We start from the raw sequence: 16,490 nt of genomic DNA, 5'->3' as shown, positions 1-16,490 counted from the left end.
AACGCCGGCTCCACCACCGCGCGGACACCCGCCGCGTGCATCGCCTCGTAGTCGTCGGTGGTCCGGGAGGTCATGTGGATGTGCGGGTCGAAGATGCGCATCAGGACTCCTTGCCGGGTGGGCGGCGGCGGCCGGACGTGGGGGAGGCATCGGACGGGGCGGTGTTGCGCGGCGGGGCGGGTGCTCCGGCGTCGCCGGGAGTCCCGGTGCCAGGGCGCGGGTCCCGGGCGGTGGCCGGCCGGGGCGTGTCCCGTGTGCCGGCGGTCGCGTCGGTGTCTGCCCGGGCCAGGGCCAGGACGCGGTGCAGGTCCTCGGGGACGGACCGGCCCGCGGCCAGGCGTTCCTCCCCGTAGGCGCTCAGCATCCGCGCGAGTTCGGTGTCGGCGTGGGCGCGTCGGCGCAGGTCGCCGACCTCGTCGAGGGGGACGCCGGTGAACAGGCACTTCAGGACGGCGTGGCGCCAGTTGTGCGGGTCCAGGTGACGGGCCGCGTAGGGTCCGACGGCCGCGGCGACGAGACGGGTGTCGTTGGTGCGCAGGGCGTCCTCGACGAGGGGCAGCGCGTCCGGGCCCGCCACGAGGTGGGGCAGGGCCTGCAGGACGGACCGGCGTTCGGCCGCGGTGCCCTGCCGGTAGACGCGGGTGAGGGCCTCGGGGTCGGCCCGGGCGGCGTGCAGGAGCAGGACCCGGGCCGCGTCGGCGTGTTCGGGTCCGCAGCGGCGGCCCGCCTCGGCGATCCGCAGCTCCCAGACGGAGATGGGCCCGTGGGTGCCCGGGTGGTCGGCCGCCTCGTCCAGCGCCTGGGCGAGCCAGGCGCGGGCGGCGACGCCCAGGCGGGCGTCCAGCCGGGCACGCAGGGCGGCGAGCGCGGCCGGGACCGTGCGGTCGGCGCTGCTGTCGAGGGCGCGGTGCGGATGGTTCACGGCATTCTCCCTTCGGGGCGCTCGGGGATCGCCCGGGCGGCGCGGTGGAGGAAGGGGAGGGACCGTTCGGCGAAGTGGGGGCCCGCATGGGAGTGGCGGGGCAGTTCGACGACGGTCAGGGCCTGGTAGCCGGTGGCGGCCAGGGCGTCGAGCACGGGCGGGAAGTCGATCTCCCCGTCCCCGAACGGGAGGTGTTCGTGGACACCACGGCGCATGTCCTCGATCTGGACGTGGCGCAGCCAGGGTGCGGCTTCGCGTACGCAGTCGGCGGGCGGCAGCGGTTCGAGGCACTGGCAGTGGCCGATGTCGAGGGTGAGGCCGAGGGCGTCGGGGCTCCCGAGCGTCTCGCGCAGCCGGTGGAAGCCGGCGAGGGTGGCGAGCAGGTGGCCGGGTTCGGGCTCGACGGCGAGGGGGACGCCTGTCTCGCTCGCCGCGTCCAGGACCGGCGTGAGCGCCTGGGCGAGGCGCTTCCAGGCGGTGTCCTCGTCCGTGCCGGCCGGGGTGACGCCACTGAAGCAGTGCAGGGCGTGGGCACCGAGGTCGGCGGCCACGTGGACGGCCCGGACCAGCAGCTCCACGCGGCGTGCGCGGTCACCGGGGTCCGGGTCGAGCAGCGAGGGACCGTGCTTGCGGCGGGGGTCGAGTACGTAGCGGGCGCCGGTCTCGACGGTGACCTCCAGGCCGAGTGCGTCGAGGCGCCGGGCCGCCCGGCGGGTGCGGGCGGCGAGATCCGGGGCGAACGGATCGAGGTGCATGTGGTCGAGGGTCAGGCCGACCCCGTCGTAGCCGAGGTCGGCGAGCAGCCCGAGGGCGTCGTCCAGGCGGAGGTCGGTGAGGCCGTTGGTCCCGTAGCCGAAGCGGTGGGGGCGGGGAGGGCCGTGGCGGGGCGCGGACGAGGCCGGGCCGGGGCGGGGGCTCATGTGACGCTCACCTTCCTGGCGAACGTGCGGGCCGCCGGTGCGAGGGCCGCCGTCAGGAGTGCGGCCGCGGGGGCACCGGCGCGGGCGGCGAGGGCCGCCTGGAGCGGGATCAGGGCGCGGACACCGCCGCCGACGGCGCGTTGGGTGAGCGGCGGCGACGGGTGGAGAGCTGCGTGCAGGAGGGGTCGGCCGGAGGTCGCGGCGTAGCCGGCGGTGAGGACGGCCCGCAGGGCGTCGCTCGCACAGAACCCGCCGGTTCCGGGGCCGTCGGTCCGGTCCGCGCCGGCGGTCCCGGGCACTTCCCCGGCACCGGTGGTGCGCGGGCCTGCGCCGCCTCGCGCCAGCGCCCGGGCCAGCGCGCCCGTCGTGGCGAGGGCGGCCAGCGGGACCGCGTGGGATCCGCCCTGGGTCTCGCGTCGGGACACGCAGGTCACCGCGAAGGTGTGCACGCCCAGCGCGACGGCGGAGGGTACGGCGCCGCGGACGCCGCCGGCCGTGGCGGCCGCGCCCAGCAGCAGGTCCAGGCCGCGGGCCGCGGCCATGGCGGCCGGTCCGGCGAGCGTCTGCTTCAGGGCCAGGTCGTACGCCCACACCGTGACAGCGAGAGGGACCGCGACCCCCAGGGCCGGCCGGCCCGCGCGGGCGGCCAGGGCGAGCCCGGCCGCCGTGAAGGCGCCGGCCGCCGCGAGGGCCGCGGCGGGGCGTACGCGGCCGGAGGGCAGGGGGCGGTGCGGGCGTTCGGCCGCGTCCTCCGCGCGGTCGGCCCAGTCGTTGAGGGCCATGCCCGCCTCGTACAGACAGAGCGAGGAGCCGATGGCCGGCAGGGTGCGTCGGGACGGGCGGGCGCCGACGGCGGCGGCACCCGCGAGCGCGTCGCCGGGCACGGTGAACAGGGCGGGCAGCCGCAGCAGTTCCGCCCAGGCCCGCGCCGTGGCCCGGGTGCCCGCCCGGGGGCCGGGCCTCATGCGGTCGCCCGGGGGAGTGCGCGCAGCCGCGTCGCGAGGTCCGTCAGGGCCGCGTACTGCTCCCCGAGGGAGGAGGGCCCGTCGCCCACCGGATCCTTGAAGTAGTAGCCGAGTTCACTCAGTGGGCCGGTGAGGCCCGCCTCGTGGGCGCGGGACAGCAGCCGGGCCAGGTCGAGGACCAGCGGCGCGGCGAGCGCGGAGTCGCAGCCCTGCCAGGTCGTCTGCAGGACCATCCGGGTGCCGAGGAAGCCGTCGAAGGCGATGTGGTCCCAGGCGGTCTTCCAGTCGCCGAGGGCCGGGACGTCGTCGATGTGCACCTGCCCCTCCGGCACGGTGCCCAGCGTGTCGGCCAGCACTCGTTCCTTGCCGGCGTTCTTCGCCGCGGCGGCGGCCGGGTCGGCGAGACAGGCGCCGTCGCCGCCGCCCAGGAGGTTGGTGCCGGACCAGGCCCGGACCCGCAGCGCGCGCTGCGCGAACATCGGGCCCAGCACCGACCGCAGCAGGGTCTGGCCGGTCTTGCCGTCGCGGCCCGCATGGGGCAGCGCGCAGGTCGCGGCGGCTCGGGCCAGCGCCGGGTGGTGCAGTCCGGCCGACGGGGTGAAGTTCACGTAGGCACAGCCGGAGCGCAGGGCCGCCGCCGCGTACAGCGCGCTGGCGGGAAGCCGCTGCCCGGCGTCCGGGTCCGCGTCCGGTCCGGGTCGCGCGGGTGTGCCGGGGCCGTCGGCGCGCGCTCCCGCCTGACCGGGCTCGGTGGACGCCACGTTCACCACCACGGCGCGCGCCAGGCCACCGCGCCGTACGAAGTCGCGGATGTCCGAGGCGAAGGTCTCGATCAGCTCCTGGGAGGTCCTGGTGTCGCCCGCGACGGGACCGCCTGGCCTGATCTCCCGCTCGGCCGCGGCGAGTTCGGCGGCGACGGCCTCGGGCAGTCCGGGCGGGAGCACTCCCCCGGCCGCCAGGGCCTCGGCCCGCTTCGGGAGCGGGCAGTCGTCCGTGTCGTGGCCGCCGAAGACGAGGGCGGACAGGGCGGGCAGACCGCTGCCGGTGAAGGGGGCCGTCTCCGTGACCATGCCCGTCGGTGGATGCAGACCGGCGGTCGCCGCCGCGCAGCCCGCGACGACGGTGGTGGCGACGGACCCGCGGGCTCCGATCAGCCATACGCCCACCCGGGGCTGGGAGAGGGACGCGGACATGGGCAGCCTCCTTGTCGTGCCGGCCGTACTCGGCGTGCTGGGCGTTGCCGTATGCGGTGCTCGGCGTGCAGCGTGTGCCGGGCGTTGGCGTATGCATGGGCGGGCGTGCTCGGCGAAGTCGTACGCGCTCGCTTGGTGGGTCGGCGTGCCGGCCCCGGCCCGGCGCGCGCGGAGTGGGACGCGCGCGCCCGGGCGCAGCAGAGGGAGGGGACGGCGGGGCGGAGGGGTGAGACGGCGGGCGGGAGTCCGGCGTCCCCCGCCCGCCGTCGCTCGGTCGCCCGGCGCGACGGCGCGCGCGGGCAGTTCCCTCAGCCCTCGGTCGTGAACGTGAAGTCGTCCACGTCGTAGAGCGCGCCGGTCCCGGGGCCCTTGAAGACCAGGTAGAGCGTGGTCGTCCCCGAGGGAGCCCGGGACAGGGCGGCGGTGACGTCCTGGAAGGTCTCCCAGCCGCCGGTCACCGGTACGGTCGCGCTGCCCAGCAGCCGGCCGGTCGTGGAGCCCGCGCGGACTTCGAGGGTGCCGCCCGCGCCCGCGGAGGAGACACGCGCCGTGACCGAATCGGCGTTGCGCAGCGCGTAGGGCGTGAAGGAGATCCAGTCACCGTTGTCGATGTCGCCCACCGTCTTGCCGCCGTGCGCGCCCGCCCTGGAGTGGACCGTGACCCCGGACTGCTTCCCGAAGTGCTCGGCCTGGCGGTGCTTCGGCTGGACCACGTTCTGGTCGTGCGAGGTCAGCGGTGCCTGGCCGCCGCCTCCGCCGTCGGTGTACTCGGCGTCGAAGACCCCGAAGATGTTGGCGTCGTCGTCGTGACCGCCGTCGGCGCTGGTCCGGATGGTGCCGGAGCAGCCGTTCGCGGAGGTGACCGGGTGCCCGTGGCTGTCGTGGCCGAGGACGAAGGTGACCTTCACCTCGGCGCAGTCGATCGTGGCGCCGTCCTCCGGGTCGGTGACCCTCACCTTGAACGGGACGGCGTCACCGAAGCCGAACAGCTGCCCGTCCTTGGGGAGTTCGAGGACCACCTTGGGGGCGGTGTTGCCGACGACGATCTGCACGCTCGCGCTGCCGGTGCGTCCGGTGGCGTCCTCGGCGGTGAGTGTCGCCGTGTAGGTGCCGTTCGTCCGGTACGTGTGGGTCGGGTTGGCCGCCGTGGAGGTACCGCCGTCCCCGAAGTCCCAGCGGTGGGTGAGGGCGTCGCCGTCGGCGTCGCTCGTGCCGGCTGAGGAGAACCGGACCTTCAGCGGCGCCCGCCCCGAGGTGCGGTTCGCGGCGGCTTGGGCGACGGGCGAGTGGCCGTCGGTGGCGTTCTCGATCCGGTACAGCCCCGAGTGCTCGTCGCCGCCGAACCAGGCGGTGCCGTAGTCGAGGACGTACAGGGCGCCGTCGGGCCCGAACGCCATGTCCATCACCTGCGTGCCCGTCCACGGGACGTCACTGATCGACTGCACGGTCCCGGTGTCGTCCGATGCGATCCGCTTGATCCAGCGGCGGCCGAACTCGCCCGCGAAGAAGTCGCCGTCGTAGGCCTCGGGGAACTTCACCGGGGAGTCGAGCGAGGCGTCGTAGCGGTAGACCGGACCGCCCATCGGGGACTCCGAGCCGCTGCCGAACTCCGGGACGGACGCACCGTCGTACGGGATCCACGCGGCCTGGGCCGGCGGGAGCTCGGTGAGCCCGGTGTTGTGCGGGGAGTCGTTCCCGGGCGCGGCGCAGTCGAACGCGGCGCCGGACGCCTTGGTCGCGAAGTCGTAGTCGACATAGGCATCGTTGTCACCGGTGCAGTAGGGCCAGCCGAAGTTGCCCGGCTCGGTGACGCGCGCGAACTCGACCTGTCCCGCGGGACCGCGCGCCGGGTCGGCGGCACCGGCGTCGGGGCCGTAGTCACCGACGTACAGGACGCCCGTCTCCTTGTCGACGCTGAACCGGAACGGGTTGCGGAAGCCCATGGCGTAGATCTCGGGCCGGGTCCTGTCCGTGCCCGGGGCGAAGAGGTTGCCCCCGGGTATGGAGTACGAGCCGTCCGCGTTCACCTTGATGCGCAGGATCTTCCCGCGCAGGTCGTCGGTGTTGCCGGAGGTCCGCTGGGCGTCGAACGCGGGGTTGCGGTCGGAGCGCTCGTCCAGCGGGGAGAAACCGTCGGACTGGAAGGGGTTGGAGTCGTCCCCGGTCGAGAGGTAGAGGTTGCCCGCCTTGTCGAAGTCGATGTCGCCGCCGACGTGGCAGCAGATGCCGCGGGACGTCGGCACGTCGAGGATCTTCTTCTCGCTCGCCGTGTCGAGGGTGCCGTCGGTCCTCAGGACGAAGCGGGAGAGGCGGTTGACCCCGTCGAAGGGGGCGAAGTCGGCGGCCGTGCCGGTCTCGGGGGCGTCGCCGGAGGGGGTGTCGAGGGGCGGCGCGTAGTAGAGGTAGACGAAGCGGTTGCCGGCGAACCCGGGGTCGACGCCGACGCCTTGGAGGCCCTCCTCGTCGTGGGTGTACACGTCGAGTCTGCCCGCGATCCTGGTGTTGCCGGCGGCGTCGGTCAGGCGGAGTTCGCCGTCGCGCGAGGTGTGCAGGACGGAGCGGTCGGGCAGCACGGCGAGCGACATGGGCTCGCCGACCTCGGGCTCCCCCTTGGCGAGGGTGACCTGCTGGAAGTCCTCCGCGGCGACGGCCCGGCCGTCTCCGGGGTCGGCGACGGCGGCGCCGGCCGGTGGCACCGTGAGGGTGAGGGACGCGGCCGCGAGGAGTGCGCCGCTCAGGAGCGCGAGTGCCCCACGGAGTCCTAAGCGTCGGGTGTGGCTGTCGGTGTTCCTGTTCCTGCCGTTCGGGTGCACGAAATGCCTCCATGACGGGGCTGGTCGTACGGGCGGGTGCGGTTCGCCGGGGTGCGCCGTCACCCCGGTGGGCTGAGGGGGCCCGGGGGCCCCGCGGATCCGGCGGGCGGATCCGCGGGACTGCCTAGGGCGTGTCGTTGCCGCCGAACGCCGCGTCGAAGGAGGCCGACGGCGGCTCGAAGTCGTACGCCTTGAGGCGGGTCAGGGCCTCGGGTGCGCCCTGGAGCCGGTCCATGCCGGCGTCCTCCCACTCGACCGAGACGGGACCCGTGTAGCCGATGGAGCGCAGCATCCGGAAGACGTCCTCCCAGGGGACGTCGCCGTGGCCCGCGGAGACGAAGTCCCAGCCGCGCCGCGGGTCGCCCCAGGGCAGGTGCGAGCCGAGCCGGCCGTTGCGGCCGTCGAGGCGCTTGCGGGCCTCCTTGCAGTCGACGTGGTAGATGCGGTCGCGGAAGTCGTAGAGGAAGCCGACGGGGTCGAGGTCCTGCCACACGAAGTGGCTCGGGTCGAAGTTGAGGCCGAAGGCCGGGCGGTGGCCGACGGCCTCCAGCGCGCGCTGCGTCGTCCAGTAGTCGTAGGCGATCTCGCTCGGGTGGACTTCGTGGGCGAACCGCACGCCCTGCTCGTCGAAGACGTCCAGGACCGGGTTCCAGCGGGCGGCGAAGTCCTCGTAGCCGCGCTCGATCATCGCCTCGGGAGCCGGTGGGAACATGGCGACCAGGTGCCAGATCGCGGATCCGGTGAAACCGATGACGGTGTCGACGCCGAGGGCGGCCGCCGCGCGTGCGGTGTCGGCCATCTCGGCGGCGGCCCGGCGGCGCACGCCCTCGGGCTCGCCGTCGCCCCAGATGCGGGCGGGCAGGATGGCCTGGTGGCGTTCGTCGATGATGGCGTCGCAGACGGCCTGGCCGACCAGGTGGTTGGAGATCGCCCAGCACTTGAGGCCGTACTTGTCGAGGAGCTGGTGGCGCGAGGCGACGTACGAGGGGTCGGCGAGCGCCTTGTCGACCTCGAAGTGGTCTCCCCAGCAGGCAAGTTCCAGTCCGTCGTAGCCGAAGTCGCGGGCGAGCCGGCAGACCTCCTCGAGCGGCAGGTCGGCCCACTGGCCGGTGAAGAGTGTGAAGGTGCGGGGCATGCTCAGGTGCCTCCTCGGGCCGGAAGGGCTCTCAAGCCGGGACGGACGTGTAGACGGAGTTCTTGGCGGCGCTCTCCTCGACGGCGGCCAGCACCCGCTGCACCTGCAGTCCGTCGGCGAAGGACGGCGCGGGCGGCCGGTCCGCCGCGATCGCCCGCACCAGGTCGCGGGCCTGGTGCACGAAGGTGTGCTCGTAGCCGAGCCCGTGGCCCGGCGGCCACCAGGCGTCCAGGTAGGGGTGGTCGGGCTCGGTGACGAGGATGCGGCGGAAGCCCGCATAGGCGCCCGGCTCGGTGTGGTCGTGGAAGGAGAGCTCGTTGAGCCGCTCCAGGTCGAAGGCCAGCGAGCCGCGCTCGCCGTTGAGTTCGATGCGCAGGGCGTTCTTGCGGCCGGTCGCGAACCTGGTGGCCTCGAAGGAGGCGAGGGCGCCGGAGGCGAAACGGCCGGTGAACAGGGCCGCGTCGTCGACGGTGACCGTGCCGAGCCCGGCCGGCGCGCCGCCCGGGACCCCGGCGGCCGACAGACCGCTGGACGCGCCGGCGGGCAGTGGCCGCTCCCGTACGAAGGTCTCGGTGAGCGCGGAGACACCGACGACCGGCTCCCCCGCCAGGTACTGCGCGAGGTCGACGATGTGCGCGCCCAGGTCGCCGAGCGCACCCGAGCCGGCCAGTTCCTTGCGCAGCCGCCAGGTGAGCGGGAACTCCGGATCCACCAGCCAGTCCTGAAGGTACGTCACCCGCACGTGCCGCAGCGCCCCGAGCCGCCCCTCGGCGACCATCGACCGGGCGAGCGAGGTCGCGGGCACCCGGCGGTAGTTGAAGCCGACCATGGCCACCTGGCCGCGCCGGGCGGCGTCCTCGGCCGCCCGGGTCATGGTCTCCGCTTCCTCGACCGTGTTGGCGAGGGGTTTCTCGCACAGCACGTGCTTGCCGGCGGCCAGTGCGGCGACCGCGATCTCGGCGTGGCTGTCGCCGGGGGTGCAGATGTCGACGAGGTCGATGTCGTCGCGGGCGACGAGGGCACGCCAGTCGGTCTCGGTGGACGTCCAGCCGTGCCGGTCGGCCATCGCCCGCACGGCCTGCCCGTCCCTCCCGCACACGGCGGCGAGGAGGGGGCGGCGCGGGAGGTCGAAGACATGGCCCACGGTGCGCCAGCCCTGGGAGTGGGCGGCGCCCATGAACGCGTAGCCGATCAGGCCCACGCGCAGGGGCGGCTTTCCCGGTCCGGCCCCGGCTTCCTCGCGCTGGTGCGGCTGTCCCATGCCGATGTCCTCCTCGTCGTCGTGGCGCGGTGGGGGGTGGAGCCCGGCCCGGCGCTCCCGGGCCGGGCGGGACCCGTCACTTGAAGCCGGTGGGCATGTACCGGTCGACGTTGTCCTTGTCGACGACGGCGGAGTAGAGCGTGAGGGAGGCCGGGATCTCGAACTCGGCGAGTCCGCCCACGCCCTTGCTCTGGCCGAGGGCGCGGGCGAGGTCGATCGCGGACGCGGCCATGGTCGGCGGGTAGAGGACGGTCGCCTTGAGGACGCTGTCGTCCGCCTCGATGGCCTGGAAGGCGGAGAGCGCGCCGGCGCCGCCGACCATCAGGAAGTCGTCGCGTCCGGCCTGCTTGATGGCGCGCAGCGCGCCCACACCCTGGTCGTCGTCGTGGTTCCACAGCGCGTCGAACTTCGACTGCGCCTGCAGGAGCTGGGACATCTTTGCCTGGCCGGACTCGACGGTGAACTCGGCCGCCTGGCGCGCCACCTTCTTGATGTTCGGGTAGTTCTTCAGGGCCGCGTCGAAGCCCTCGGTGCGCTGCTTGGTGAGTTCCAGGTTGTCCAGACCCGCGAGTTCGATGACGCGGGCGTTCTTCTTGTCCTTGAGCTTCTCGCCGATGTAGTGGCCGGCGCTGAGGCCCATGCCGTAGTTGTCGCCGCCGATCCAGCAGCGGTACGCCTGCGGGGAGTTGAAGATCCGGTCCAGGTTGACGACCGGGATGCCGGCGCGCATGGCCTTCAGACCGACCTGCGTGAGTGCCTTGCCGTCGGCCGGCAGTACCACCAGGACGTCGACCTTCTTGTTGATCAGCGTCTCGATCTGGCCGATCTGCGCGGCCGTGTCGTTGGAGCCCTCGGTGATCTCCAGGGTGACGTCCTGGTACTTCTTGGCACGGTTCTTGGCGTTGTCGTTGATCGCGTTGAGCCAGCCGTGGTCGGCCTGCGGCCCGGCGAAGCCGATCGTGACCTGCTTGCCGGGCTTGTCGTCGGCGGCCGGCTGGTCGTTCGCGGCCGGCTTCTCGTCCTTGGGGTCGTTGCTGGTGCAGGCGGTGAGGAAGGCGCCGGCGGAAACGGCGGCGGTTCCGAAGAGCAGTCCTCTGCGGCTCGTGCGGCTCGTGCTTTCTGGCATGGCGGTGGACCTTTCCCTACGGTGCGGCTCAGGTGGTGTGGGCGGTGCGGCGCTGGGCGAGCATGGCGGCGACGATGATCGCGCCCTTGGCGATCTGCTGGACGTCGCTCTGCAGGTTGTTGAGCGCGAACAGGTTGGTGATCGTCGTGAAGATCAGGACGCCGAGCACGGACCCGGTGATGGTGCCGCGGCCCCCGCTGAGGAGCGTGCCGCCGATGATGGCGGCCGCGATGGCGTCGAGTTCGTACAGGTTGCCGTTGGTGTTCTGGCCCGAGCCGGACAGGATGATCAGGAGGAACGCGGCGATGCCGCAGCACAGTCCGGAGAGCAGGTACAGGTAGAGCCGCTGCCTGCGTACGTCGATGCCCGCGAGCCGGGCGGCCTCGGCGTTGCCGCCGACGGCGACCGTGCGCCGCCCGAAGGTGGTGCGGTTCAGGACCAGCCAGCCGATGACGGTGACGACGGCGAAGACGAGGACCAGCGGCGGGATGCCCAGCACGTAGGAGTCGCGCTCGCCGAGTTTCAGGACCCCGTCCACGGTGACGATCTGTGTCTTGCCGTCGGTGAGCTGGAGGGCGAGGCCGCGGGCGGAGGCCAGCATGGCGAGTGTCGCGATGAACGGGATCAGCGCCCCGTACGCGATGAGGAGGCCGTTGACCAGGCCGCAGCCCACTCCGACGATCACCGCGGTGAAGAGGATGCCGGCGAAACCGTACTCCTGGGTGGCGACCGTCGTGGCCCAGACCGAGGCGAGTGCGACGATCGCGCCGACCGACAGGTCGATGCCGCCCGAAATGATGACGAAGGTCATGCCGACGGTGACGACGCCGATCACCGACGCCTGGGTGAGGACGAGTTGGAGGTTGCGGGTGTCGAGGAACTCGTCGGGCTTGGTGATGCCTCCGATGAGGATCAGGACGGCGAGCACGCCGAGGAGGGAGAGGGTGCGGACGTCGGCGCGGGCCCCGAGCGTCCGCCAGGATGTGCGGTCCCCGATCGGTGCCGCCTTGCGGGCGTCGTCCCTGGGCGGGGATACGGGCTGCGTCATGACGCCGGGCTCCCTTCACTGGCCACCGGGCCGCCCTCCATGACGAGGTCGAGCACACGGTGTTCGTCGAGTTCGCGGGCGGGCGCCGTGTGGACGACCCGTCCTTCGCGCAGTACGAGTACGCGGTCGGCGAGCCCGAGGACCTCGGGCACTTCGCTGGAGACCAGCAGGACGGCGAGGCCCTCGTCGGCGAGCCGGCGGATGACCGCGTACAGCTCCGCGCGGGCGCCGACGTCGACGCCGCGCGTGGGTTCGTCGAGCAGCAGCACCCGGCAGCCGCGCAGCAGCCAGCGCGCCAGGACGGCCTTCTGCTGGTTGCCGCCGGAGAGGGTGCGCACGGGCACGGCGGGGTTGTCGGGGCGCAGCGACAGCTCTCCGGTCGCGGCGCGCGCGGCGCCGAGCTCCGCCCGGCGGTCGACCCAACCCCCGCGTGAAAAACGGGACATGGAGGAGACGGACACGTTGCGGGTGACGGACTCCAGCATCAGCAGGGCCTGTGCCTTGCGCTCCTCGGGGGCGAGGCCGAGCCCGGCGCGGACGGCGGCGCGCACACTGCCGGGGCGCAACGGGGTCCCGCCCACGAGGACCTGCCCGCCGCTGGCCTTGCGCGCCCCGTAGATCGTCTCCAGGATCTCGGAGCGGCCGGATCCGACGAGCCCCGCGAGGCCGACGATCTCGCCGGGGCGCAGTTCGAGGTCGAGCGGGGCGAACTCGCCGTCCCGGCTGAGGCCCCGCACCGTCAGCACCGGGTCGGCCGAGGGCTCCCGCGCCGGGCGGTCCGGGAAGACGTACTCCACGTTGCGCCCCGTCATCAGCGACACGATCTCGCGCGTCGGCGTGGACTCGGCGGGCAGTCCGACCGCCACGGCCCGCCCGTCCTTGAGGACGGTGACGCGGTCCCCGATGCGGCGGATCTCCTCCAGCCGGTGGGAGATGTAGACGACGGCGACACCGTCGGCGGTGAGATCGCCGACGATGCGGAAGAGGTTGTCGACCTCGTCGGGGTCGAGTGCCGCGGACGGCTCGTCCATGACGATGAGGCGCACGTCGTGGGAGAGCGCCCGCGCCATGGAGACGATCTGCTGCTGGGCCGCCGACAGGCCGCCGACCAGCCGGGCCGGGTCGATCTCCGGATGTCCGAGCCGCCGGAGCAGTGCGGCGGTCGAGTCCCGCGCCGTCCTGCCCCGTACGACGAAGCCGGCGGCGGTGGGTTCGTGCCCGAGGTGGACGTTCTCGGCCACCGACAGGCCCTCCACCAGGTCGAGTTCCTGGTAGATGGTGGCGATACCGAGGCGCATGGCGGCGATCGGCGAGCGGAGGGTGACGTGTTCGCCGCGCCAGCCGATGGTGCCGCCGTCGGGCTGGTGCGCGCCGGCCAGGACCTTGATGAGCGTGGACTTCCCGGCCCCGTTCTGGCCGAGCAGGCAGTGCACTTCGCCGGCCTGGACCTGGAGGTCCACACCGTCCAGGGCCCGGACTCCGGGGAAGGACTTGGTGATGCCGGACATGGTGAGCAGCGGTGGTTCTGGTGCCATGGCGGTTCCCCTTGGCGGGCGGGCGGGCCGGTTGCAGGGCAGGGCAGGCGCCGGAGCCGCGGGTGCGGGCAGGCGCGTGCAGGGCAGGGCGGAGCAGCGGGAGGTGCGGGTGAGGTGCCATGGGCCTGACGGCCGCCGGCCTTACGCGGGTGAGAAGAGGTGGTCGCTGATGAGCCGCGCCGCGCCGATGACTCCGGCGGTCGGGCCCAACTCGCCCAGGACGATGGGGAGATTGCCGGTCGCCAGGGGCAGCGACTGGCGGTAGACCTGGGTGCGGATCGCGGCGAGCAGGGTGTGGCCGAGACCCGTCACCCCGCCGCCGATCACCACCAGGCCCGGGTTGAAGAAGCTGACCAGGGTGGCGAGGACCTGGCCGGTCCTGTTGCCGCCCTCGCGGATCAGGTCGAGGGCGGTCGCATCGCCCGCGGCGGCCGCGGCGGCGACGTCGACGGCGCTCAGCGCGCCCGCCGCCTCCAGTCGTGCCGCGAGTTCCTGCGAGAGGCCCTGCTGGGCGGCCTCCGTCGCGTCGCGGGCGAGCGCCGCGCCGCTGAAGTGGGCCTCCAGGCAGCCGCGGTTCCCGCAGGCGCACGGGCGGCCCTCCGGCACGGCCTGGATGTGCCCGATGTCGCCCGCGCTGCCCGTCGTACCGCGGTACACCTCACCGCCGACGACGATCCCGCAGCCGATACCGGTGCCGATCTTGACGCAGAGGAAGTCGCCCACGGAGCGTGCGACGCCCGCGTGCTGCTCCCCCATGGCCATCAGGTTCACGTCGTTGTCGACCATGACGGGGCAGCCGAGTTCCTGGCTGAGTGCCTCCCTGACCGGGAAGCCGTCCCAGCCGGGCATGATCGGTGGGGCGACGGGGACGCCCTCGGGGAAGCGGACCGGTCCCGGGACGCCGATGCCGGCGCCGTCGAAGCCCTCCGCCAGTCCGGACGACCGCAACTTCGCGGCCATGGACAGGACTTGCTCGAAGACCGCCACGGGTCCCTCGCGTACGTCCATGGGCTGGTTGAGGTGCCCGAGGACCTCCAACTCGGGGTTGGTGACGGCCACGTCGATCGAGGTCGCCCCGATGTCGACTCCCAGGAACCGCAGCGCCGGGGCGAGCCGGATGTTGTGGGAGCGGCGGCCGCCGCGGGAGGCGGCGAGTCCGTCGGCGACCACGAGGCCCGTCTCCAGGAGCCGTTCCACCTCGACGGCGAGCTTCGACCGGGAGAGGTCGATCTGGTCGCCCAGCTGGGCACGGGAGTTGGGGCCGCCGTCCCGCAACAGGCGCAGCAGTCGCGCCTGGTGCGCGTTCGCGGGTCGAGCCGTCATGCGTCTCACGTGCCCCTCCCCGCCTCAATCGGCCGTGTCCGTCGGGCTTTCGAGGTGAACGTAGCAGCGGGTGCCGGGAGTGGGAAGAAGTCGCGCAGGAATTGCCCGCCACTTTCTCCACTCACAGGACAAAGGCGGGGACAGGGGGGTGTGAGGCGGACGCCCGGCCCTCCCGGCACCCGGGCACGGAGACGGTCCGGCGTCCAACACGAAGACGGCGGCCATCACCTGGCCACCGTCCTGTTCACCGAGCCGGTCACCCGGGCCCGGCCGCCGACTCCGGCCCGGTCACCCGGGCCCCGACCGCCGGCGCCGGGCCCGTCACCCGCGGACCCGACCGCCGACTCCGCCGTCTACCGCTCGCGCTCGCGGTACGTCTCGCGCGTGTGCTCCGTGTGGGCCCGGGACACCGCGGCGGCGCGCTCCTCGTCGTGGCCGGCGATCGCCGCGATCAGTTCGCGGTGCTCCTGCCAGGACTGATGGCCGCGCTGCCGGGCGACCGGGGTGTAGTACCAGCGGACCCGGCGCTCGACCTGCGCGGCCAGTTCCGCGAGGACCGTGTTGCCTGCCAGGCCCATCACGTGGGTGTGGAACCGGGCGTTCAGGGCGACGGCGGCGTCCACGTCGTCCGCGGCGACCGCCCGCTCGCCCTCCGCGCACAGTTCCTCGAGGGCGGCGATGCCCGCGTCGCCCGCCGTCGTGGCGGCGAGCCGGGCGGCCTCGGCCTCCAGCAGCGTGCGCACCGTGAGGAGCTGGTCCGCCTCCTGCTCGGTCGGCTCGTGCACGAACGCGCCCTGGGCGGGCCGCAGATCCACCCAGCCCTCGGTGTTGAGCCGCTGCAGCGCCTCGCGCACGGGCTGCCGGGAGACGCCCAGGTGCCCGGCGAGTTCGCTCTCCACCAGATGCTGTCCCGGCACCAGGGCGCGGTTGATGACGAGTTCGAGCAGCGCCTCGTAGACGCGGTCGCGCAGCGGACCGGGCCGTTCGAGCCGGGGCACCGCCCCCTGCGGCAGTCCCGTGGACAACATCTCGGTCCCCCTCCCGGGCAGCGGCACCCGCCGGCGACGGCGGCAGCGCGGCTTCCGCGGAGCCGGCGTGAATTGCCACAGTCTACGGCGCACAAGGCCGGAGGTGCCGAGGGACGCCCCCTCACACCCGCCCGGCGCACCTCGGGCCGGCCGGCGCGCCGCCGTCCGTGCGGCCCGGTGCGCCGCCGTCCGGGCGGCCGGCCTGCGGCGGAGCCGTCACGGGCAGCGGACGACCTGCCCCGCGTACGACAGGTTCCCGCCGAAGCCGAAGAGCAGGACGGGGTCGCCCGTGGAGATCTCGCCGCGCTCCACGAGCTTGGAGAAGGCCAGCGGGATGCTGGCGGCCGAGGTGTTGCCGGAGTGGACGACGTCGCGCGCCACCACCGCGTTCACGGCACCGATCTTCTCGGCCAGCGGCTCGATGATGCGCAGGTTCGCCTGGTGCAGCACGACCGCGGCGAGGTCCTCGGGGGCCAGGCCGGCGCGCTCGCACGCCTTGCGGGCGATCGCGGGGAGCTTGGTGGTCGCCCACCGGTAGACGCTCTGCCCCTCCTGCGCGAACCGGGCCGGCGTGCCCTCGATGCGCACGGCGTGCCCCATCTCGGGCACCGAACCCCACAGCACCGGACCGATCCCCGGGTCGTCGCAGGCCTCGACCACGGCGGCCCCCGCCCCGTCGCCGACCAGGACGCACGTCGTGCGGTCGCTCCAGTCCGTCACCTCGGACATCTTGTCGGCGCCGATGACCAGGGCCCGGGTGGCCGCCCCGGCCCGCAGCGAGTGGTCGGCGGTGGCCAGGGCATGCGTGAAGCCGGCGCAGACGACGTTGAGGTCCAGCACGGCCGGGGAGGGAATGCCGAGGCGGGCGGCGACCCGCGCGGCCATGTTCGGGGAACGGTCGACCGCCGTGGACGTGGCGACGAGCACCAGGTCGATGTCGCCCGGGTCGAGGCCCGCCGCGGCCAGCGCCTTGGCGGCGGCGTGCGCGGCCAGTTCGTCGACCGGCTCGTCGGGGCCGGCGATGTGGCGGGTGAGGATGCCGACGCGGCTCCTGATCCACTCGTCGCTGGTGTCGACCAGTCCCGCCAGGTCCTCGTTGGTGAGTACCTTGGCGGGCTGGTAGTGACCGACGGCGGTGATCCGCGAGCCGTTCATATGGGTGGTCCCCCTCGTTGCCTTGGGTAGCGGATCCACCAGTCTGATCAGTGACTCACGGGTACG

General features: G+C 73.7%; 13 protein-coding genes. All 13 read right to left on the bottom strand.

Going from position 1 to position 16,490, the window contains the following annotated elements; genetic code table 11:
- Positions 1-100: 100 nt before the first annotated feature.
- Complete coding sequence (locus ACZ4NT_RS36460; RefSeq protein WP_467729598.1) at positions 101-856, bottom strand: EboA domain-containing protein; 756 nt, start codon at positions 854-856, stop codon at positions 101-103.
- A gap of 62 nt (positions 857-918) precedes the next feature.
- Complete coding sequence (locus tag ACZ4NT_RS36455; RefSeq protein ID WP_467729590.1) at positions 919-1,842, bottom strand: sugar phosphate isomerase/epimerase family protein; 924 nt, start codon at positions 1,840-1,842, stop codon at positions 919-921.
- Entirely contained in the window at positions 1,839-2,807 is a 969-nt protein-coding gene (locus tag ACZ4NT_RS36450) for an SCO3242 family prenyltransferase (protein WP_467729588.1), read from the bottom strand. Before ACZ4NT_RS36450 ends, ACZ4NT_RS36455 begins: the two co-directional genes overlap by 4 nt.
- Positions 2,804-4,000 carry an inositol-3-phosphate synthase gene (locus tag ACZ4NT_RS36445; protein WP_467729586.1) on the bottom strand — a complete coding sequence of 399 codons (1,197 nt, stop codon included), beginning with the start codon at positions 3,998-4,000 and terminating at the stop codon, positions 2,804-2,806. Before ACZ4NT_RS36445 ends, ACZ4NT_RS36450 begins: the two co-directional genes overlap by 4 nt.
- 308 nt (positions 4,001-4,308) lie before the next feature.
- Positions 4,309-6,813, bottom strand: a complete 2,505-nt coding sequence (locus ACZ4NT_RS36440) for a PQQ-dependent sugar dehydrogenase (protein ID WP_467729584.1) — start codon at positions 6,811-6,813, stop codon at positions 4,309-4,311.
- Between the two features lie 124 nt (positions 6,814-6,937).
- Positions 6,938-7,948, bottom strand: coding sequence for a sugar phosphate isomerase/epimerase family protein (locus ACZ4NT_RS36435; protein WP_121407100.1), 1,011 nt, complete (start codon positions 7,946-7,948; stop codon positions 6,938-6,940).
- Between the two features lie 31 nt (positions 7,949-7,979).
- Complete coding sequence (locus ACZ4NT_RS36430) at positions 7,980-9,209, bottom strand: Gfo/Idh/MocA family protein (RefSeq protein ID WP_121407099.1); 1,230 nt, start codon at positions 9,207-9,209, stop codon at positions 7,980-7,982.
- 76 nt (positions 9,210-9,285) lie between these two features.
- On the bottom strand, positions 9,286-10,335 hold the full coding sequence (locus ACZ4NT_RS36425) for a substrate-binding domain-containing protein (protein ID WP_121407098.1): 1,050 nt from the start codon (positions 10,333-10,335) through the stop codon (positions 9,286-9,288).
- 28 nt (positions 10,336-10,363) lie between these two features.
- The gene (locus ACZ4NT_RS36420) at positions 10,364-11,383 is read right to left on the bottom strand and encodes an ABC transporter permease (protein ID WP_467729581.1); all 1,020 of its coding nucleotides are present in this window, start codon (positions 11,381-11,383) and stop codon (positions 10,364-10,366) included.
- Positions 11,380-12,918 (bottom strand): sugar ABC transporter ATP-binding protein, encoded by a 1,539-nt coding sequence (locus ACZ4NT_RS36415; protein WP_121407096.1) that lies wholly within the window; start codon positions 12,916-12,918, stop codon positions 11,380-11,382. The genes ACZ4NT_RS36420 and ACZ4NT_RS36415 overlap by 4 nt, the downstream gene beginning before the upstream one ends.
- Positions 12,919-13,059: 141 nt before the next feature.
- The gene (locus tag ACZ4NT_RS36410; protein WP_121407095.1) at positions 13,060-14,241 is read right to left on the bottom strand and encodes an ROK family transcriptional regulator; all 1,182 of its coding nucleotides are present in this window, start codon (positions 14,239-14,241) and stop codon (positions 13,060-13,062) included.
- A gap of 353 nt (positions 14,242-14,594) precedes the next feature.
- Positions 14,595-15,269, bottom strand: coding sequence for a GntR family transcriptional regulator (locus tag ACZ4NT_RS36405; RefSeq protein WP_467729578.1), 675 nt, complete (start codon positions 15,267-15,269; stop codon positions 14,595-14,597).
- Between the two features lie 216 nt (positions 15,270-15,485).
- Complete coding sequence (locus ACZ4NT_RS36400; protein ID WP_121407093.1) at positions 15,486-16,424, bottom strand: beta-ketoacyl-ACP synthase III; 939 nt, start codon at positions 16,422-16,424, stop codon at positions 15,486-15,488.
- Positions 16,425-16,490 lie beyond the last annotated feature (66 nt).

This window comes from Streptomyces sp. NPDC026417 (assembly GCF_055567695.1).
Note: the sequence above shows the minus strand (reverse complement) of the source record. Positions and strands in the feature narration are given on the sequence as shown.